Below are 17876 nucleotides of genomic sequence, written 5' to 3'. Positions count from 1 at the left end.
CCGGATCGTGGGCGTCATAGCGGCATGCTGCATCTGGAGCACAGAGTTACCGTCCAAGTAGTCGAGTAGGTCGACAACCTCGAAAGCTTCGGCACACGCCAGAATCGACGGCGTGGTTTTCCAGGACCTAATCCGACGTCGCCGTTGACCAAGACGTTAATCAGTTCATGCGCCTGCCGCACCGGGTGGGCGCCACAGTAGTAGCCGCTGAAAGCGCGATTGGCCGTGACAACGCAAGTTCGCACACGCGCCGGCACGGTGGCTTCCCAGCTCAGTGCCTCCAAGAGCCGCGTCTGATTGCCAGGTTCCGCGAGCCATTGGGACCGGATGTCCAGCTGCTCCTCTGCTTTCAAGATTAGATCATAGCTATTGCGCAGCTCATGCGGCGAGCAAGGGTGGTAAGCATTCTTGCATTCAATAACGAAGAGCACGCCATCGCGATAGCAGAAGATGTCAGTCTCGCGCCTGCCGTTGATATTGAATTCGAAGCTCTCTTGAACGAGAAAGCCTGCTTCCCTCAGCGCCGCAGCGACCGCCACTTGCATCGGATCATCAGCCGCTGAGGTTGCCCCCTTGATCCCGCTGGCGTGCATGATACTGCGCACGAGGTTGGATTTACCCACGATTGCCGGAGGAATGGCGATGTAATCGCCCTCAGTCTTCGGCACATGCACAAACGGCCTGTATTGGAGATCAATATACACATCAGAGTCTACCGCCGAACTCGTCGCAGGCAGCAACAGTAGCGAAATTAGTTCCTGCGCTTTCTCCAGCGACATTACGGACTGCAGTATTCGCTCCAGATCCGCGCGCGCCGTCACTATTACTGTGGATCGAAGCCTTAGGATCTTGCTCTTGACCGGGTCCTCCAGCGCTTCCAGCTTCTGGCAAAACATGACATCAATAAGATTAAAAAGCCGTTGTGCCTTAAACAGGTCCAGGATTGAGAGGCGCTCGCTTACCTGCAAATCGTCGTTCTCAGGTGGCTGAAAGCTGTCGATGAGGGCTCCGTGGAAAAGCGGAAACTCTTCCAGGAACAAGCCGTTGAAATTTAGGAGCTTGACCAGCGGAGGCATATCTGGAATCGCGATAACGATCCGCTCGACTGGCTCCTTCTTGAGCGAAACGAACTCCATAAGACCAGCATTGAAGAACGGTGCCAGCGCGTCTTCGAGCGATGGCAGCTTCGACTGCTGGTCGTCAAAGTGTTGCAGGAACGACACCGCACGTATCCGCAACTGAAGGTCGGCCTGGATATAGCCTAGCCGGACGGATCTTTCGAACTCGGGATCGATCGCCGATACCAGCACCCCGTTGGGAGTGGCTTCCGCCTTGTAAGGTAGGCCATCAAGTAGGACCTCTGCATCGATCAGCTCGTTGAGTCTCAGGGCGTCTATCAACAGGCTGGAGTAGATTGCCTCATGCGTCGATGCTGCGAGGTCATCAGTTCCAGTCCTCGTAAACGCACCAATGCCAAGGGCGTCCCGCGAGATCATGTAGAGCCGGGAAACGCCGATGCAAGATCAGTAGCACTCCAATACAGTAGCTGGCTCTTGTCGGCTTGATCGCTGCCCATCCAGTTGACGGAGAACGAAGAATTTACAAGCGCGAGCAGAGTTTTAAGAGCCGTGCCTTTGCGCATCTTTAGACGGTAGACGATGCTCCGGTGGATCTGTCTCGCGGGCCTAGCGAGCTCCAGCAGCGCATGCACGGATTCCAGGTATTGAATCTGTTTGGGTGGCAAAGAGGCGGTCGTGGACAGTTCGAGCGCCGTCCCCACGATTTTTTTCAGGCAGCCGCCGTCGTATCCGTAGCGCGAAGCGCGGAATAGCCCGTCCCTGCGCATGCGCGCGAGCCACACGCTGCCGTCGTGACGCAGCAGGGCCAGCACGGACGCGACAGCATTGCGGTGGTCGTTTGCGTTGATGTATCCCGGCAGGCGCTTATAAAGCAACTTCGCTTCTGCGTGTGTAGCGGCGGGGGCCTGCAGCGCATGCGCAACGGTCGCCATAGCGGATAGGTTCGGCGCTTTCAAGAGTTCAGTAACGTATTCGGATAGGTCCAACCGGGTTTCCTTTTTGCTCAGTGGGATCGGCTTTATCGCCATCAGCCGCGTCGATAAAGCATCGCTCTCCATCCAATTGCGTTAAGCCCATACAATTCTGACCGCAGGAGATACGGCGCAAACCGAGATATGGCTCCGTGATGAGCCCAGGGTCTTGCGGGACTCCACTGCATGGGATGCAACAACGGCAAGGTCACTAATACGGGATCTACCTCGACCGTTCACTTTAGGTCGGAACCCGTCAGCTTTCTCAAGCTCTATTCGAAATACTCTTCGTATCAATTTGCCACATTTTGTTTCGTTTCTATATCGAACGGTCTGCACCTTTCGTCGAGTAGGCTGCAAAATGCATCATTCCGCATCATTTCTGCGCCTCCCAAAGGGCCCCGCCGCCCCAGTGGTGGCGCGGCTTGGCACCCTCTGCAACAGTGCATCAAAACCGACCCATTTAGCGCGCAGGCGGGGCGGGGAGTCGACAGCGCGCCGGCGGTGCTGGCGCAAACTCCCGCCAATCCGGGGCCCAATAGCGGCCACGGCTGCCCTTCGTGTTGCCAGATAGGAACACCTAACACGATTCAGGCTTTCTTAGGAATCCCCTCATACCCTGTCGTTTGGTCGCATGTCGCCTCGAGGACATTCCACCCAACGCCCGGGCGCTGGGCATGTAGAAAACCGCATAAATCCGCATAATTTTTCTGCACCGTCTCCCCTCATCCCGCAGCAGGCGCGGCTTTAGGCCATTTATGCACCCGCGTAATTTCGACCCATTTAGCGCGCGGGCGGGGTGCTGATCGCGCGTGGAGGGGTCGCGCCGGCTAGGCGGTGGTAGGCGCTGGCCTTGGAAGCGATATCGGCCATCAGCCCGGCGCAGGCTCGTCCAGGGAGCGCGCAGCGGCTTTCGGCTTGTCTCGACCGCTGACCGCATCGCGGCTGAGGGGCTTTCTGTGCCGCTGACGGTCGACCGTCCGTGGCTCACTTCGGGACATCCGCCATTGAAGATGTCCCTTTAGGTGGCTGGTGACCGCGCACTAGAGACGAGGCTTGGGCCGGCTCGTCGGCAGCCGCGGTGGCGTCTTGCTATCGGTGGCCGTGCTCGATATCTGGCCCAGGTCGTAGGGGTGTCGTCGGGTGTCGCGTCACGGGCACCAGTCGCGTTGGCCATCATGCGCTGATCGATGCTGGCGCTTCGCGTCCGGCTCGGTGATGGCTTCGTTCAGAGCCTCGTTGAGCGCTGCGATGTCCTGCTCGGTGAACTGCAGCGACTGGCTGCCGACGGTCAGCGTGAAGCGTTTCATGCGCGGGCCTCCTGGGCATTGGTAGCGAAGTGGTGAATCTGGCGACCGGCCAGCTTGCGGTTGCGCTCGGCGAGGGAGTGGCGATCCAGCTATCCACCTCTTCCTCGCGCCAGGCGACGCTCTTGTCGCCGATGGGCACCGGTGCGGGGAAGGAGCCGTCGCTCACGCCGGCATAGATCGCCGACCGGCTCTTGCCAGTCTTGAGCTCCACGTCGCGGCGGCGCAGCAGGCGGTTGCCGAGGTCGATGCGCTCGACCTGTCGATGAGGGGCGGCTGTCGATGAAGCGTTAAGCATGGGGGCGTTCCTCGGTGGCTGTCGTGATGTGTTCTGAAAGCGCCGTTTCAGGACAAGGACAGCTTGACTAGGTAACGAGAGGACTTCGACCGGTTAGCGTTGTAAAACGCGCTTTCATAAATGACCCGGAAAGACGGCAGCGAATCGGGATCGTCCACGAAAAGCCGCCGCCTGGTAGGGACGACGGCTTGCTTGCGCATGGCCTTGGGATCAGTGCTTGTCGGTGCGTCGCCACGGGAAGGTCGCGGCCAGCCTTTCTTTATAGTCGGGATTCGGGTTACCGCTGGGCTCAGGGTCTCGGTGATGACGAAATCGGCGCGTGCTCTGGCACCGCAGTCGGGGTTGAGACATTCGAGATAGAGCTTCCGGTAGTCCGGGTGAGGCTGCTTACTCGTACGGGTGCGCATAGTCCTGCCACAGTGTGAGCAGATGACGTCCATTCCTCTCATGTTTACTCTAAGCCTAGGTGTCGGGTCCCGTGTGATTGACTACCCGCTTGGTAAATAGCTCAGGACGCTTGGTCTGCCATTCCTTCATCACCGTCATCGGTGATTGATGGTGCAGCGCCTTTTGTGGGATGTGGTGATTGTACAGCCAGGTGTAGCGTTTGAGCGTCTGCTCCAGGTCCTCGCCTGAGGTACAGCGCCGAGTCGCCAACACATCGCTGATACGGCCGTTGAAGCGCTCCACCATGCCGTTTGTCTGCGGCCTTCCCGGCTTGATCAGACGGTGCTCGATACCAAAGGCCTGGCACTCTTGGTCAAACGGGTGGTTTCCGCTGGGCTTGCGCTCACCCGCCCGCGTGAAGCGATCGGTGAATGACTTGCCGTTGTCGGTCAGTACCGTCTGGACCTTGAAGGGAGCCTTCGCCGCCACCTGCTTCATGAACGCCCGCGCATCCTTCGCGGACTGGCTGCATCTCACCTCCAGATGGACCCAGCGCGTGGCGCGCTCGATGGCGACATACAGATAGCGTTTCTGCTCCTCGTCGGGCATTTGGGGCAGGTGCTTGATATCGATGTGCACGTAGCCCGGCTCATAGTCTTTGAAGGGCTTGTGCCGAGGCTTCTCATCTTCGCCCGCGTCCCGTCGAGCCAGCTCTGCCAGTGTCGGCACCTCGCGCCGTTTGAGCATGCGATGCAGACCAGAACGCGACAAGCCAGGATTGAGGAACTCACGTGCCACGGCGAGTAGATCATCCAGGCCGAGGCGCAAGAATTCGCGCGCCGCGATCAGCACCTCTTCCTGTTCGGACGTGAGCGTGGCCAGCAGGTTGTGACGCGTGTGCGGTCGATCCTGGACATCGTCACGGTACCGCCAGCGCCGGATGGTCGCGACGGCGACGCCGTACTGACGTGCCAGTTCGCTGTCGCTGATGCTGGAAGGCGCTGCCTGGATCTCGGCCCGGATCTTCGGTGTGGTGGTCGCCTGTTTATGTAGCTTGATGTCCATATCCTTGCTCCCGGATGAACTGCTGAAGAAGCTCGGGGGTCTCAATGAGCAAGTGCAACACGTGACCCATCAGGTACGGTGTTGCCATGAACTACTGCTATCGCCATCTTTCTGCTGAAGATAGGGCCGCCATCATGATGATGCGAAACACGCACTCGATCCGGGCCATTGCCACTCATCTGGGGCGTGCGCCGAGCACTGTGTCACGAGAAATAGCTCGCCATTCGGTCGATCCTATCAAGGGCTACGATGCCAGCCTGGCCGGCTATCGGGCTCGTCTGACGCGACATCGGCCACGTCGGCGTCCCAAGCTGCACCCAGAAGAGGAACTCTTCGAGGTGGTGGTTTACTTGATGCGCAAGTACTGGTCACCGCAACAGATAGCCCGCACACTGAAGCGCATGTTGTAGTGGTTCACTAAAACCGGACACCCATTTAGGTGGTATCGTCGCCACCAAAGCAGAGGAAACACTCAATTCACTGTCCGGAATTAGTTGAACACTACAGAGAGCTTGATCCACATGCGCTGAGAGCACAATATGCAACATAGAACAGATAAAGAAATCAATCGCTTTTTTCAAGGCGGAAGGCCTACGTATCTTAATGCATGCGTAGGAAACAACGGCTTTCAAGACATAGACTCTTATTACAGAGGATACATCAAAACCGCCAAGACAATGATCAGTGCGATACTTGAAGAAAAAGAACTAAGCTATAGAATAGACGATCTCATATATCCCATCGGATTCTGCATTAGGCACGCCGTCGAGTTATGCTTAAAAGGCTCTATCATTTCCCTGAGCCGCATTCGGGAAAACAAATACATTGAACAGATAAAACTATCGAAATACCATGACATTGAAGGCCTGTGGAGCATTTTCATAGAACAGTCAAAAAAAACTGATAGGCGTTATAAAAGTATTACAGCACGACTCTCTCCTCACATCAATGAGATTTCAAAAATAGATGCAACTGGACAAACTTTTCGCTACCCGGAGAACGTCACAAATGAAAAACATCTTACAGCACACCCCATTATTAATATTTTAAAGCTGAAAAGAAATTGCAATGAGCTCGAAAAGCTGATGGATGAGCTTATTTTTGCGAATCACAGTCTGATCGATGAATATAGACAAAACACTTACACCAGCGATCTTTCTAGATATGACTTATACCAGATAGCTAATTTGTTACCGCCAAAACCAGCATGGAGTCAAGGCTCTATGGCTGAAACAAAAGAAGAGATAAAGTCTCAATATGGCCTGGGCAGCAACAAGCTTTCAGTCGCACTGAATATAATACAAGGGCATTATGAGCTATCAAGCCTGATAGGCATTCAGCTACCACTGATTGATGCAAAATCTGAAGACGTAATAATCTTCTTAAAACAGCACGCTATTTATTACACAAAGCAAAAGGAAACATGGCACCCCGAGTCTTTTTCTGCAGAAGAGATGTTTGACAACTTAGCTCTAGAGCACTCTTGCGTTGAAGCCTGTATTGCACAGATATCAATTCCATCCTTTGCAGACATATTTAGCATATACAATATTGGAAGAGACGCACCATACCCCTCCTACACTGAAGGGTACAGCGTGGCTAGAAAATCAATAACGCAAGAACTAATCTTGGCGAAGAGGGAGAACAACCTAGCAGAAAGCATCGCCCATTATCTAACTAAAATGAACATGGGAACAGAACTGATTCGAGGGCTCAGCCTAATGGGCCAAAGGTCTATTGTCGAAGATATAAAAAAATCATTCCCTGACCTTTCAATGGCTGAAGAAGGCGATATCTCAAAAAATTACCCCTACCCGTTCGCAAACGAGCCCTAAAAACCGAGTCTATTCGCCCAGAACTGCATCATTGCCGGGCGCTGCTCGGCGGCCATGTGCTCGGCGTGGGTGTAGACGCCTTGGATGCCCGGCAGCTTGTGGGAGAGCTGCATCTCCCATTCGCCCGGGTAGCCAAGCTCCTTAAGACCAGTGGCCACGACATGTCGGGTCCCACGGATCAAGTGCCGACCGTGAAAGCCCATGTGCTTGAGCGACATTCCGAAGGCGGCATCGGAAAGCGGCTTCCTTGGATCGTTTCGGCCTGGGAAAAGCAGGCCGTATTATCCTGTCATGACGTGCAACTGGCGTAGCTCGGCGAGCGCCTGTGTCGGTAGCGGGCCTCGGTGCCCCCAGCCCATCTTCATCCGCTCGACAGGCAGCTTCCAGATAGCAGCTTCGAGGTCGATCTCTTCCCACCTCGCCTGGCGCATCTCCCTTGGCCATAGCGCCGTCATCAGAAGCAGTTTCAGGCCGATACGCACCAAGGGATTGTGATAGTGCTCGATCGCTTGAACCAGCTCTGGCAGCTCCTCTTGCGAGACGTGAGGGAAGCTTTTCTGGCTATGGGGGATCAGCGCGCCGTTGAGATCCGTGAGCGGGTTGCTCGTAGCTCGACCTGGCTCTGCTCGCGCAACGATCTCATCGCCAATGGCAGCGTGGTGCTGGCAGCGGTCGCGGTCAGCCTCACCGGCACGCTCTGGCCCGATGTGATCGTCGGGCTGGCCATCGCCGCGCTGTTTCTGCACTCGGCCTGGCGGATCGGGCGCGAGGCGATAGCCGCCTGGCACGAAGCCGGCGCCGCTCGCCAAGAAACACCTCGACCTGACAGCAACGTCGGAGCCAGTGCCTGCTGCGGCTCGACGTCCTGTTGCGATGATTGAGACGGCTGGCGTCACGGCAGGAACAAGCAGCCCCCACAAACGAAAACCGCCACCCGGCGTGAGCACAGGTGGCGGTTTTCCTAACAATATGGCGCGCCCTAAAGGATTCGAACCTTTGACCTTTGCCTCCGGAGGGCAACGCTCTATCCAGCTGAGCTAAGGGCGCGTAGTGCAGGTTGTCACAAGCGGTGGTTCAACAAGCGCTTGGCCGTTCTGCGAACGGCGGGCAACGCTCCCCTCCGGCTTCGCCTTCGGGCCCGGTCCACTGCGCTGCATCGCAGTGTCCGCTTCGCCGGGCAAAAGCGAGCTTTTGCATTTCCGGCTACGCCCAGCTGAGCTAAGGGCGCGTAGTGCAGGTTGTCACAAGCGGTGGTTCAACAAGCGCTGGGCCGTTCTGCGTTCGCCCGTTTGCGGCGCGGCCATCCTACCTGCTCGCCTGCGGAGTGTCCAGCCCAGGGCTTACGCCCGCGGCAGACCGGCCAAGCTTTACCGCCCCCGCATACGCAAATCTAAAGAATTGTTACGATAGCAACACTAATTGAACTTAGCGGCCTTTTCTGTCGATATAGCCACTGAACACGCAAGCAACGAAAGAAAAAGAGCGTCGCCCCCTCGACGCCCCCATCCGCCCAGCCGAGCGTGCAGGCAGCGGAGCCCCTATCCAAGGACCCTACCGCCATGTCTTTTCTCAAGCGCAGCGTCAAACTCAGGCTCGGGACGAGCCTGGGCCTGTGTATCGCCATGCTGATCGCCACCGGCCTGATCGGGCTCTACGGCGCCAGCCAGGAGCGTGATCACGTCGAACGCACTTACACCAACAACCTGCTGCCCATCATCACGCTGGGCCAGGTGCGTACCGATATTCTGCTCAACCGCGGCCTGATCGGTGAGGCGCTGATCTCGGGCCAGAGCGCCGACCTGCCCGCCATCAGCCAGCAGATCAGCGAGAACCGCCAGCGTATCAATGAGAACTGGACCCGCTACGACCAGACGAGCGTCAAGGACGGTGCCGAAGCGGCAGCCGCCAAGGCCTTCCCGCAGAACCGTGCGACGCTGGAGTCACAGATCGACGACGTGCTGCGCGATCTCAAGGGTGGCAATCTAGCCAGCGCCGCCGTGGCGATGAACGGCCCGGTGAAGCAGAGCTATGCCGCCACTCTGGAGAGTCTGAAGCAGGCGATCCAGGCCAATACCACCCAGGCCGACAACGGCTTCGCCTCTGCGGAACAAAACTTCAGCGACCTGCGTCTACTGATCATCGGCAGCATCGTGCTCGCCACCCTGCTGGCCGGGTTGCTCACGGTGTGGCTGATACGCGGCGTCATGACCCCGCTGGGCAAGGCGCGCGAACTGGCCACGTCACTCTCCGAAGGACGCCTGGATACGCATATCGACGTCACCTGCCAGGATGAGTTCGGCGACATGCTGCGCGACCTCACCACGATGCAGTCGCGGCTGACCCAGGTCGTCACCGCCGTGCGCCATAATGCCGAAGCCGTACAGCAGGCAGCCGACGAGATCGCCCAGGGCACCGACGACCTCAACCGTCGTACCCAGGAGCAGGCCGCGAGTCTCGAGCAGACCGCCGCCTCGATGGATGAGATCACCGCCACCGTGCGCCACAACGCCGACAACTCTTCCCAGGCCGATACGCTGGTCGACGAAGTCAGCCTGCGCGCCCAGCAGGGCGGCGTGGTGGCCAAGCAGGCGATGCAGGCGATGTCGGAGATCAATGACTCCAGCCAGCGCATCTCCAGCATCGTCGGGCTGATCGACAATATCGCCTTCCAGACCAACCTACTGGCGCTCAACGCCTCGGTGGAAGCGGCACGTGCCGGCGAGCAGGGGCGTGGTTTCGCGGTCGTCGCCGGCGAAGTTCGCACCCTGGCCGGGCGCAGTGCCGATGCCGCCAAGGAGATCAAGGAGCTGGTGAAGGAGAGCGTAGAGAAGGTCGGCTCGGGCACACGCCTGGTGGACGACGCCGGCAACGCGCTCAACGAGATCGTCGAGGGGGTCAAGCGGGTCAACGACCTGATGGGCGAGATCGCCGTGGCCAGCCGCGAGCAGTCCCAGGGTATCGACCAGGTCAACCAGGCGGTGTCGCAGATGGATACCGCCACGCAGCAGAACGCCGGGCTGGTCGACCAGTCGAGCACCTCCAGCCGCCAGCTGCAGGCACACGCCCAGTCGCTGTCCGAAGAGATGGCCTTCTTCAAGGTGGCGGAAGACCGCGCCGGATCAGCCAAGCGTCGCCCGCAGCCGTCGATGCCCGCCCCCCAGGCCCGGCTGGCGAATGCCAAGCCCGGCAAGCCGAAGGCACCCGCCCCGTCGCAGGAAGAGGAGTGGACGACCTTCTGATCACCTGCCACCGCCGGCGCAATTCGCGCCGGCGACGGCAACGCCCCGATTCACCCGTTCGATCGTGACCCTGTTCGCTCGTGACAGTCTTAGGCCTGGCCCATCCGCCAGGCCTTTTTGGTGCGCGGTCACTTCCCTGCTGGCGCGATTCGCAGACGCGACTCACGGCCCGTCCATGACTCAACGCAAACGGCCTGCCAGGCCTGGACCAGATCCGCCTGCAGATCCTCGACGGCTTCCAGACCGATATGCAGCCGCAGGCAGGGCCCGCGGCTCGACCACTCGGTAGAGAGGCTGCGCGCAGCGGCCACATTGCATGGCAACGCCAGCTTTCGTAGCCACCCCAGGATGAGCCGATGCCGAACAGGCGAGGCTATCCACCAGGGTATCCACCTGAGCCTCGCTCACCTCGCGCTCGAACTCGAGGGTGAGCAGGCCATTGCTGCCCCGAAAATCGCGCTGCCACCAGGCATGCCCCGGGTGCTCGGGGCGGCACGGCTGGTGTACCCGGGCGACCCGCGGCTGCTCGCAGAGCCAGCCGCCGAGCGCCTCGGCATGGCGACCGTGGGCGTCCATGCGGCAAGCCAGCGTGCGAAGACCGCGTAGCGCCAGATAGGCGTCGTCGCTGCTCAGTGACTGACCCAGCGTGACCGCCATCTCACGCAGTCGCCGGCCGGTCTCGCCATTGGCGCTGACGCTGCCCATCATCACGTCGGAGTGGCCGACCACGTATTTGGTGCCCGCCATCAGCGACACCGTGGCCCCCAGCGACAGCGGCTGCATCAGCACACCGCTAGCCCAGTGTTGTCCACCACCAGCGTATCTCTCGAGCGCTCGTCAGCGCGGCCAGGGCGGGCAGGTCCTGCATTTCGTAGACCAGCGAGCCCGGTACCTCGGTGTAGACGAGACAGGTGTCGTCGGTCAGGAGCGACTGCAGATGCGCGACGCTGCCCGTCGAAGTAGTCGACGCGTACGCCCCAGGGCCGCAACCACCCATCGACGATGCGTCGCAGCGGCTGGTAGACGCTATCGGCGACGATGATCTGAGCGCCGGGCCGGGCAGGGTCATCAGCACCAGGTTGATCGCGGCCACACCGGAGGGCGTCAGCAGCGTCTGTTCGGCGCCCTCGAGGCGCGAGACGGCATCCTCCAGCGCGTAGGTGGTCGGGGTGCCGCGCCGGCCGTAGCTGAACGGCCGCTCGCCCTGTTCGCGGCGACGCTTGGTGTCGCGCATCTGGGCAAGCGAGTCGAAGGTGACGGTGCTGGTACGCACCACCGGGGGATTGACGGAGGCCGGCCCGATTGGGGCCGGCCGATATGAAGCAGATCGGTTTCCAGCTGCATGCATGGCTCCCTGCCGGCACGCCGAGGCTCGGGCCGGCGGCGTTAGACAAGTGTCGTTGTTGGCTGTCCGCGCCCACCGGATCACCCATCGGCGAGCGCCCGGGAGGATCAGATCGCGAAGGTGGCGCGCTCTTCGGCGTCGAGCTGTGCCAGCAAGCCGGTCTCCCACGCCAGATAGCGGCGTGACGCTTCCAGATTGCCGTCGTGACGGTCGTGGACGAAGAACAGGTAGTCGATACACTCGGCATCGGCAGGGCTCTCCGGGGTCGAGACCAGGTCGATACCCTGGCTACGCCAGACGTCGAGCGCCAGCGGCAGCCACTTCACGCGGTGAAACCCGCGCATCTTCAGATCCGGCAGCAAGCAGACCACGGCGCCGGCATCACCCACCAGCACGGTGTGTGCACCGGGGTCGAGATCGGCGAGCTGGGTCTCCAGCAGCGCACGATTGACCCAGCGGGCACCGGGAGATGCGCCTGGCGATAGGCCATGCCGGGCTGCAGATCGAGCAGTTGGGTGCTATCGAGCGCCGCTGCCACCTCGAGCGTCGGCACGTCGGGGGGCACTTCCGCCACCCCGCGCCCCGCCGCCACCGCGATCTCGCCCCAGCCGCGGCGACCGCCCTCCAGCCACGCCACCTCGTGCCCCATCAGCGCCAGCCATGCCGCCACCATGGGGGCACGGCAGGCATCGTCATCGAGCAACACGATCCGCGCCCGGTAGACACCGACCCAGTGATCGGTGGCCTGGATCAGCTGCCCGCCAGGCGCGTGAACCGCCTCGGGATGGCCGTCGTCGTGGTACTCCTCGGCGGTGCGCACGTCGAACAGATAGGTGGTGCGGGTCTCGTCGGCGAACCAGTCATTGAGGCAAGCGGTGTCGATCGCCCGCGCCCCGTGCGCTGTCGCCGTGGTCTGCGCGGCCTGCGCCCAGCGCTCATCGACAGGCGCCCACGCGGGTAGCGGCGTTGGCTGCCGTGCTCGAGTTCGAGCCCCGCCAGCCGCCAGCCCTGGGTCCCGTTCTCCAGGGCGTAGACCGGATTGTCGATCCCCAGCCAGCGCAGCGTCTGAGCGCCGACGATACTACGCGTGCGGCCGGCGCAGTTGATCACCACCGGCGTCTCGCGATCGCCATCGAGCAGCGCCGGCAGTCGCCGGGCCAGCTCGCCATTGGGCAGCACACGCTGCCGGGGATGTTCATCTTGTGGTACTCGGTCAGCGGGCGGCCATCGAAGATGTGCAGCGGCTCGTGCCGTGTCTGCTTCGCGGCCAGCGTCTCGGCATCGATGACGGGCGTGTGGAAGCGCTCATGGGCCAGTTCGCCGAACGTCTTGCTGACCACATTGACCCCGGCGAAGCAGCCGAATCCGGCCTCGGTCCAGCCCTCGACGCCCCCCGCCAGCACGGCCACATCGCGATACCCCAAGGCGCTCAGACGCTGCTGCGCATGGCGGGCCCGACCTTCGTCGGCGCGATCCATCACCACGATCGGCGCCGCCAGCCTGGGCACCAACCGGGTGATACCCGCCTCCAGCCGGCTGAGCGGCAGATTGACGACGTGAAACGGATGCGACATGCCGTACTCGCCGAACTCGCGCACGTCCAGAAACGCCAGCTCCGCACCCGCCGTGCCGAGTCGTGCCTTGAGTGCGGCAGGGGAAATCGTCGACATCAACGCGCCCCCGTCGAGCGCGTCTGCACGCCGATGTCCATCAGCCGACAGGTGCCGGCCTCGACATCGAAGGTGGTACGTTCGGTGAGCGTTTCCAGCGCGCGACCATAGAGGTGCAGGTGGCGGATCGGCTGCTCGCCCTCGATGAGCACCGAGTGGATATCGTTGGGCATCAGGGCCACGCCGCTACCGGCACCGATGCGCACCTCACGATCCACCTCGATTTCGGCCCTGCCGTCGACACTGCCGTCGTCGAGCCGCCGATAGAGCGTGTTCAGCTCCTCCCCCTCGACCCCGGCAATGCAGGCCCAGGTCGTATGATCGTGGGGCGGAATCCGCTTACCCGGGCGCATCACGTTGAGATACAGGGCAAAAGTCTGCTCGGGGGTCTGATCGATCAGATAGCGCGCCTGGCGTTCGTCGGCCCCCGGCGGCGGGAACTCCGCCTCGTTCCAGAGTTCACGCTGGGCGGCCAGCCCCTCGAGGGCCTTCAGCACCTGCGCCAGCGCATCACGGTTGACACCCTGGCGTTCGATGATGTCACGCACGTGATGCAGCGTGGACTCGACGGTCTGTTGACGAATTTCAGCAGTGGGAGCCATGGCACGGTTTCCTCGGTAATGGCAAACGATGAGCGCGTCGCAGGCGGCGCGTCCCGGTAGGAGAACCCCAAACTACTGCATTAAAGTTCTCCGATATATTAAGCTTTCAGGCCACAAACATAACGAGGTCTTAACAATATGCGGCACCTGGATCTCTCTCTGCTGCGCACCTTCGTGGCGATCTGCGACGAGTCGAGCTTCGCCCGGGCCGCGCTCAAGGTGCACAAGTCGCAGCCGGCGATCAGCCAGCAGATGCGACGTCTGGAGGAGGAGCTGCAGGTGTCGCTGTTCTTCAAGCAGGGGCGCCAGAAGCAGCTGACGCCGGCGGGTATCCGTCTGGCCGAATACGCCCGGCGGCTGCTGGCCCTGCACGACGAACTCTGGTCGACGCTGCACGATCAGGAGTTGAGCGGTCCGGTGCGCATCGGGGCGCCTGCCGATATCGCCGATACCGTACTCCCCGGCATCCTGCAGCGCTTTGCGCGTGCCAATCCGCGCCTGTCGATGGCGATCCATGTCGGCCGCAGCCCCGACCTGATGGACATGCTGTTCGCCGGCGAACTGGACCTGACCATCTCCACACGTCAGGCCGAAGACCGCGAGCATCTGCTTCTGCGCAGCTCACCGGTGGTGTGGCTCGCCGCCAGCGACTACCAGCTCGACGAGGACGCGCCGCTGCCGCTGGTGCTGGCCGACGAGCCGAGCATTTTCCGCCGCGTCGCGCTGGAGGCGCTCCAGCGCGCCGGCCGCGCCTACAAGGAGAGCTACGTCGCCCCCAACCTGGCCGGCATCAAGGCCGGGGTGCGCGCGGGGCTCGGCATTACCGCTCGCAGCGTCGAGATGGTCACGCCGGAGTTTCGCGTACTGGGCGAGCGTCAGGGCCTGCCGCCGCTGCCGGACATGAACTTCTACCTCTACCTGCGCGACGACAACCCGAGCGAGGCGGCCACCAAGCTCTATCAATTGATCGCCAGTCAGATCGGCGGGCGGGCGTGACCCCGGCGTCTCACAAAGCCAGTGCCTCACAGAGCCAGTGCCTCACGAAGCCAGCGCCTGTTGCCGCCGGCGGATGTAGCGTCGCCCCAGCGGCCAGAGCAGGAACAGCAGCGTGAACAGCAGCATGCCGGCGCTCAGCGGCTGTGTGACGAAGTAGGTGAACGAACCGCTCGACAGCGCCATGCTCTGGAAGAATGCGCGCTCGATCACCGGCGCCAGCACCAGCGCCAGGATGAATGGCGACAGCGGCACCTGCAGGCGATTGAACACGAAGCCGATGCCGCCGAAACAGACGGCTACCACCACCCCGAATACGCTGTTGCCGATGGCATAGGCCCCCGTGAGGCATAGACAGGCGATCGATGCCGCCAGCAGCGGCTGGGGGATGGCCCGAATCAGATTCGGCACCAGCCGGGCCAGGAGCAGCCCCAGCGGGAACATCATCAGGTTGGCGATCACGAAGCAGATCACGATCAGATAGGCGACGTCGGGGCTGGCCTCGAATAGCCCGGGCCCGGGACGCAGCCCCTGGATCAACAGCGCCCCCAGGAACAGCGCCGAGGTAGAGTTGCCCGGTATGCCCAGCGACAGCAGCGGCACCATCGAGCTGGCGACCACCGAGTTGTTGGCGGCTTCCGGAGCGGCCACGCCCTCCGGCAGGCCCTGGCCGCAGCGCTCGCCGAAGCGCCGTCTCACCCGCTCGTAGGCCAGGTAGATCGCGACCAGCATGCCAGCCCCCGGCAGAATACCGATCAGATTGCCCAGCGCGGAGGCGCTCAGCCAGGTCGGGAGCAGCCGCTTGATCATCGATGCCGACAGCAGCATGTCACCGAAGCGGATCGGCGTGCGGTCGATGCGATCGCCCGCCGCCGTCTCGGCGCGGGTGGAGAGCATCTCGAACACCACGCTCAGCCCGAACAGGCCGATCAGGATCGGCGTCAGCGGCAGCCCTTCGAAGAGCCAGAAGCTGCCGAAGGTGAACCGCGGGAAGCCCGCCTCGGGACTCATCCCGATCATCGCCACCAGCAGCCCGAGTAGACACGCAAAGGCGCTCTTCATGGCATTGCCGGCGCCCATGCCGACCACCGTCGATAGCCCCAGCACACTCAGCGAGAAGTACTCCGCAGGGCCGAACTTGAGCGCGTACTGAGCCAGCAGCGGGGCGAAGAACACCAGCACCAGCGCCGACAACGTACCGGCGAAGGTCGAGCTGTAGGTGGCGATCCCCAGTGCCATGCCGGCCTTGCCCTGCTTGACCATGGCATGACCATCGATGGCGGTGAGCACCGAGGAGGCGGTGCCGGGGATCTTGAGCAGAATGGCCGGGAACGAGCCGCCGAAGCAGGCCGAGCAGTAGACCCCCACCAGCAGGGGGAAGGCGATGTCCGGCGGCATGGCGAAGGTCACCGGCACCAGTACCGCCAGGGTGATGGTGTCGTTGAGCCCGGGAATGGAGCCGACCACCAGCCCCAGCGCCACGCCCGCACACAGACTCAACAGCGGCCACAGGCTGAACGCATGCAGCCCCGCGGCCCACAACGCAGAGTAATCCATCGAATGCTCCTCGGTGGGGTCAGGCGAACAGCGGGCCGAAGATCGGGCCCGGCAGAGCGACGCCCAGCAGGCCGCCGAACACCGCGCCGATCAGCGCCACCAGGGCCAGCGCCATGACCAGCAGGCGTCCGCCCAGCGGATAGCCCATGATCCAGGCACAGCCGACGAACAGGACCCACAGGCCGATATCCGCGCCGACCCACTCGATCAGCGCGACCGCCGCGATCACCAGGGCCAGGGTCATCACCAGCCTGGCGCCACGCACCGCCTCGAAGTCGGCACGCTTGCCGGGGAAGCACCCCAGCGCGACGGCGCAGGCCAGCAGCAGATAACCGATGATCTCGGGCAGTGCCGCCGCCGACTCGGGGTAGCCTCGGCTGACGATCAGTACAGCGACCGCCAGACCGCCACAGAGGAGCGCCAGCGCGAGGTCGAAGCCCCGCGCCGGCGCCGAGATTCCCAGATGACGACTCACGACTGGCTTTCCAGCAGCGGAATCACCTGCTCCATCTGGGTGGCGGTCTTGTCGAGATACTGACGGAAGGCAGCGTCATCACGGTAATCCACCTTGTAGCCGGCTGCGGCCATCCGCTCGATGAACTCGGGAGAGGTCAGCACCTTCTGCAGACGCGAGGCGAGCTCGGCTTCGACCTCGTCGGGCAGGCCGGCCGGTGCGCCGATGCCACGGAAGGTGCCCCACTGCACGTCGTCGCCGGTCACTTCCTGATAGGTCGGCACGTCCGGCGCCAGATCACTGCGGGCCTGGTCCATCACCGCCAGAATACGGATGTTGCCATCCTTGGCCGGCCCCACCGCCTCGCCCAGCGACATGAAGCCCGCCTGCACGTGGCCACCCATGAGCTGCTGCAGCTGCATGGCAGCGCTGGCATTGTGGACATAGCGGAAATCGAGCCCCTGCTGCTGGGCCAGCGCGAGGGCGGCGATATGGTGGGAGGTGGAGTTGCCGGGGGTGGCGATGCTGACGCTGCCATGGGAAGCCGCCGCCAGGAACGCCTTGAGATCGGGAAGGTCACCCTTGGCCGAGGTGACGATGACCTCCGGATCGAGGTTGTAGAGCGCCAGCGGCGTGAAGCTGTCGAGGTCGTAGCTGACGTCTTTCATCAGCGAGTTGTTGATCACCGACGAGGTCATCGCCAGCAGCGTATAGCCATCGGCCGGCGCGGAGCTCACGTAGGTCTGGCCCACGACCGCCCCGCCACCCGGCATGTTCTTGACGATGAATTTCTTGCCGTCGAAGGCTTCCGGCGCCGCTTCGGCGATCATGCGACCGGTGATATCCACCGCTCCGCCGGAGGCGAAAGGCACGACGTAATCGATGTTTTGTTGGGATAGTCAGCCGCCTGAGCCAGTGAGGCGGAGGCCAGCATGACCAGGGCGACGGAAAACGACGAGCGGAGGCGAATCATGGGAGGTCCTTGGTTGTGTTATGTATGGGACCCCCTCACGCTATCGCCGAACAGTTACGCCATCAATTAAACAAATCCGATTAACTTATAAGCATCATTTA

General features: G+C 61.8%; 20 protein-coding genes, 1 tRNA gene and 2 pseudogenes. 5 read left to right on the top strand and 18 right to left on the bottom strand.

Features of this window, described 5'->3' with window-relative positions; genetic code table 11:
- Positions 1-14: 14 nt before the first annotated feature.
- From CN538_RS08450 to CN538_RS08425, 6 genes and pseudogenes are all read right to left on the bottom strand, one after another.
- Positions 15-1496: a hypothetical protein gene (locus CN538_RS08450; protein ID WP_106419150.1), complete on the bottom strand. Its 1482-nt coding sequence runs from the start codon at positions 1494-1496 to the stop codon at positions 15-17.
- A complete protein-coding gene (locus CN538_RS08445; RefSeq protein ID WP_129591327.1) occupies positions 1493-2137 on the bottom strand; it encodes a hypothetical protein in 645 nt (214 codons plus the stop codon). The genes CN538_RS08450 and CN538_RS08445 overlap by 4 nt, the downstream gene beginning before the upstream one ends.
- Positions 2138-3201: 1064 nt before the next feature.
- Entirely contained in the window at positions 3202-3360 is a 159-nt protein-coding gene (locus tag CN538_RS22485; RefSeq protein WP_242495855.1) for a hypothetical protein, read from the bottom strand.
- 94 nt (positions 3361-3454) lie between these two features.
- Positions 3455-3655 (bottom strand): annotated as a pseudogene (locus CN538_RS22480) (helix-turn-helix transcriptional regulator); the annotation flags it as partial.
- A 47-nt stretch (positions 3656-3702) separates the two neighbouring features.
- Complete coding sequence (locus tag CN538_RS26125; RefSeq protein ID WP_422917557.1) at positions 3703-4095, bottom strand: ogr/Delta-like zinc finger family protein; 393 nt, start codon at positions 4093-4095, stop codon at positions 3703-3705.
- A 22-nt stretch (positions 4096-4117) separates the two neighbouring features.
- Entirely contained in the window at positions 4118-5107 is a 990-nt protein-coding gene (locus CN538_RS08425) for a DDE-type integrase/transposase/recombinase (protein ID WP_106419145.1), read from the bottom strand.
- Between the two features lie 86 nt (positions 5108-5193).
- Here CN538_RS08425 and CN538_RS08420 point away from each other — a divergent pair.
- Both CN538_RS08420 and CN538_RS19830 read left to right on the top strand, forming a co-directional pair.
- Positions 5194-5511: pseudogene (locus CN538_RS08420) on the top strand (transposase); the annotation flags it as partial.
- Positions 5512-5646: 135 nt separating this feature from the next.
- A complete protein-coding gene (locus tag CN538_RS19830; RefSeq protein WP_129591326.1) occupies positions 5647-6942 on the top strand; it encodes a hypothetical protein in 1296 nt (431 codons plus the stop codon).
- On the opposite strand, the gene CN538_RS20290 is transcribed toward CN538_RS19830, so the two are convergent.
- Positions 6939-7100, bottom strand: a complete 162-nt coding sequence (locus CN538_RS20290) for a hypothetical protein (protein ID WP_164999540.1) — start codon at positions 7098-7100, stop codon at positions 6939-6941. The genes CN538_RS19830 and CN538_RS20290 overlap by 4 nt on opposite strands.
- A 339-nt stretch (positions 7101-7439) precedes the next feature.
- On the opposite strand from CN538_RS20290, the gene CN538_RS22475 reads away from it, so the two are divergent.
- Positions 7440-7823 (top strand): hypothetical protein, encoded by a 384-nt coding sequence (locus CN538_RS22475; protein ID WP_242495681.1) that lies wholly within the window; start codon positions 7440-7442, stop codon positions 7821-7823.
- A gap of 89 nt (positions 7824-7912) precedes the next feature.
- Here CN538_RS22475 and CN538_RS08400 read toward each other — a convergent pair.
- Positions 7913-7989: transfer RNA gene (locus tag CN538_RS08400), tRNA-Arg, on the bottom strand.
- Between the two features lie 512 nt (positions 7990-8501).
- Between CN538_RS08400 and CN538_RS08395 the strand changes: the two genes are divergently transcribed.
- Positions 8502-10181 (top strand): methyl-accepting chemotaxis protein, encoded by a 1680-nt coding sequence (locus CN538_RS08395; protein ID WP_106419142.1) that lies wholly within the window; start codon positions 8502-8504, stop codon positions 10179-10181.
- 180 nt (positions 10182-10361) lie between these two features.
- Here CN538_RS08395 and CN538_RS24265 read toward each other — a convergent pair whose 3' ends face one another.
- The 7 genes from CN538_RS24265 to CN538_RS08380 form a co-directional block, all read right to left on the bottom strand.
- Positions 10362-10964, bottom strand: a complete 603-nt coding sequence (locus CN538_RS24265; protein WP_207233690.1) for a PLP-dependent transferase — start codon at positions 10962-10964, stop codon at positions 10362-10364.
- Between the two features lie 10 nt (positions 10965-10974).
- A complete protein-coding gene (locus CN538_RS24260) occupies positions 10975-11529 on the bottom strand; it encodes a PLP-dependent transferase (RefSeq protein ID WP_277985123.1) in 555 nt (184 codons plus the stop codon).
- A gap of 104 nt (positions 11530-11633) precedes the next feature.
- Positions 11634-11870, bottom strand: coding sequence for a rhodanese-like domain-containing protein (locus tag CN538_RS20950; RefSeq protein WP_207233688.1), 237 nt, complete (start codon positions 11868-11870; stop codon positions 11634-11636).
- Positions 11871-11872: 2 nt separating this feature from the next.
- Complete coding sequence (locus tag CN538_RS20945; protein ID WP_207233687.1) at positions 11873-12346, bottom strand: rhodanese-like domain-containing protein; 474 nt, start codon at positions 12344-12346, stop codon at positions 11873-11875.
- Positions 12277-12705 (bottom strand): rhodanese-like domain-containing protein, encoded by a 429-nt coding sequence (locus CN538_RS20940; protein ID WP_207233686.1) that lies wholly within the window; start codon positions 12703-12705, stop codon positions 12277-12279. The genes CN538_RS20945 and CN538_RS20940 overlap by 70 nt, the downstream gene beginning before the upstream one ends.
- Entirely contained in the window at positions 12633-13196 is a 564-nt protein-coding gene (locus CN538_RS20935) for a rhodanese-like domain-containing protein (RefSeq protein ID WP_207233685.1), read from the bottom strand. The genes CN538_RS20940 and CN538_RS20935 overlap by 73 nt, the downstream gene beginning before the upstream one ends.
- A complete protein-coding gene (locus CN538_RS08380) occupies positions 13196-13798 on the bottom strand; it encodes a cysteine dioxygenase family protein (RefSeq protein ID WP_106419141.1) in 603 nt (200 codons plus the stop codon). The genes CN538_RS20935 and CN538_RS08380 overlap by 1 nt, the downstream gene beginning before the upstream one ends.
- Before the next feature lie 138 nt (positions 13799-13936).
- On the opposite strand from CN538_RS08380, the gene CN538_RS08375 reads away from it, so the two are divergent.
- A complete protein-coding gene (locus CN538_RS08375; RefSeq protein ID WP_106419140.1) occupies positions 13937-14794 on the top strand; it encodes a LysR substrate-binding domain-containing protein in 858 nt (285 codons plus the stop codon).
- A 42-nt stretch (positions 14795-14836) separates the two neighbouring features.
- On the opposite strand, the gene CN538_RS08370 is transcribed toward CN538_RS08375, so the two are convergent.
- The 3 genes from CN538_RS08370 to CN538_RS08360 are packed head-to-tail and all read right to left on the bottom strand — an operon-like array spanning position 14837 to position 17674.
- A complete protein-coding gene (locus CN538_RS08370; RefSeq protein ID WP_106419139.1) occupies positions 14837-16348 on the bottom strand; it encodes a tripartite tricarboxylate transporter permease in 1512 nt (503 codons plus the stop codon).
- 19 nt (positions 16349-16367) lie between these two features.
- On the bottom strand, positions 16368-16823 hold the full coding sequence (locus CN538_RS08365) for a hypothetical protein (RefSeq protein ID WP_106419138.1): 456 nt from the start codon (positions 16821-16823) through the stop codon (positions 16368-16370).
- The gene (locus tag CN538_RS08360; protein WP_106419137.1) at positions 16820-17674 is read right to left on the bottom strand and encodes a tripartite tricarboxylate transporter substrate binding protein; all 855 of its coding nucleotides are present in this window, start codon (positions 17672-17674) and stop codon (positions 16820-16822) included. The genes CN538_RS08365 and CN538_RS08360 overlap by 4 nt, the downstream gene beginning before the upstream one ends.
- Positions 17675-17876: the final 202 nt, after the last annotated feature.

Source organism: Salinicola tamaricis (assembly GCF_003006155.1).
GTDB classification, from domain to species: Bacteria; Pseudomonadota; Gammaproteobacteria; order Pseudomonadales; family Halomonadaceae; genus Salinicola; species Salinicola tamaricis.
This window is presented reverse-complemented; position numbering and strand designations above follow the sequence as displayed.

Coding starts and splice junctions, on each gene's coding strand:
- CN538_RS08425 (WP_106419145.1), bottom strand. CDS start 5,107: ATGGACATCAAGCTACATAAACAGGCGACCACCACACCGAAGATCCGG.
- CN538_RS19830 (WP_129591326.1), top strand. CDS start 5,647: ATGCAACATAGAACAGATAAAGAAATCAATCGCTTTTTTCAAGGCGGA.
- CN538_RS26125 (WP_422917557.1), bottom strand. CDS start 4,095: ATGGACGTCATCTGCTCACACTGTGGCAGGACTATGCGCACCCGTACG.
- CN538_RS08380 (WP_106419141.1), bottom strand. CDS start 13,798: ATGGCTCCCACTGCTGAAATTCGTCAACAGACCGTCGAGTCCACGCTG.
- CN538_RS08450 (WP_106419150.1), bottom strand. CDS start 1,496: ATGATCTCGCGGGACGCCCTTGGCATTGGTGCGTTTACGAGGACTGGA.
- CN538_RS24260 (WP_277985123.1), bottom strand. CDS start 11,529: ATGCATGCAGCTGGAAACCGATCTGCTTCATATCGGCCGGCCCCAATC.
- CN538_RS24265 (WP_207233690.1), bottom strand. CDS start 10,964: ATGCAGCCGCTGTCGCTGGGGGCCACGGTGTCGCTGATGGCGGGCACC.
- CN538_RS22485 (WP_242495855.1), bottom strand. CDS start 3,360: ATGAAACGCTTCACGCTGACCGTCGGCAGCCAGTCGCTGCAGTTCACC.
- CN538_RS20950 (WP_207233688.1), bottom strand. CDS start 11,870: ATGCGCGGGTTTCACCGCGTGAAGTGGCTGCCGCTGGCGCTCGACGTC.
- CN538_RS08375 (WP_106419140.1), top strand. CDS start 13,937: ATGCGGCACCTGGATCTCTCTCTGCTGCGCACCTTCGTGGCGATCTGC.
- CN538_RS20935 (WP_207233685.1), bottom strand. CDS start 13,196: ATGTCGACGATTTCCCCTGCCGCACTCAAGGCACGACTCGGCACGGCG.
- CN538_RS08370 (WP_106419139.1), bottom strand. CDS start 16,348: ATGGATTACTCTGCGTTGTGGGCCGCGGGGCTGCATGCGTTCAGCCTG.
- CN538_RS08445 (WP_129591327.1), bottom strand. CDS start 2,137: ATGGAGAGCGATGCTTTATCGACGCGGCTGATGGCGATAAAGCCGATC.
- CN538_RS08395 (WP_106419142.1), top strand. CDS start 8,502: ATGTCTTTTCTCAAGCGCAGCGTCAAACTCAGGCTCGGGACGAGCCTG.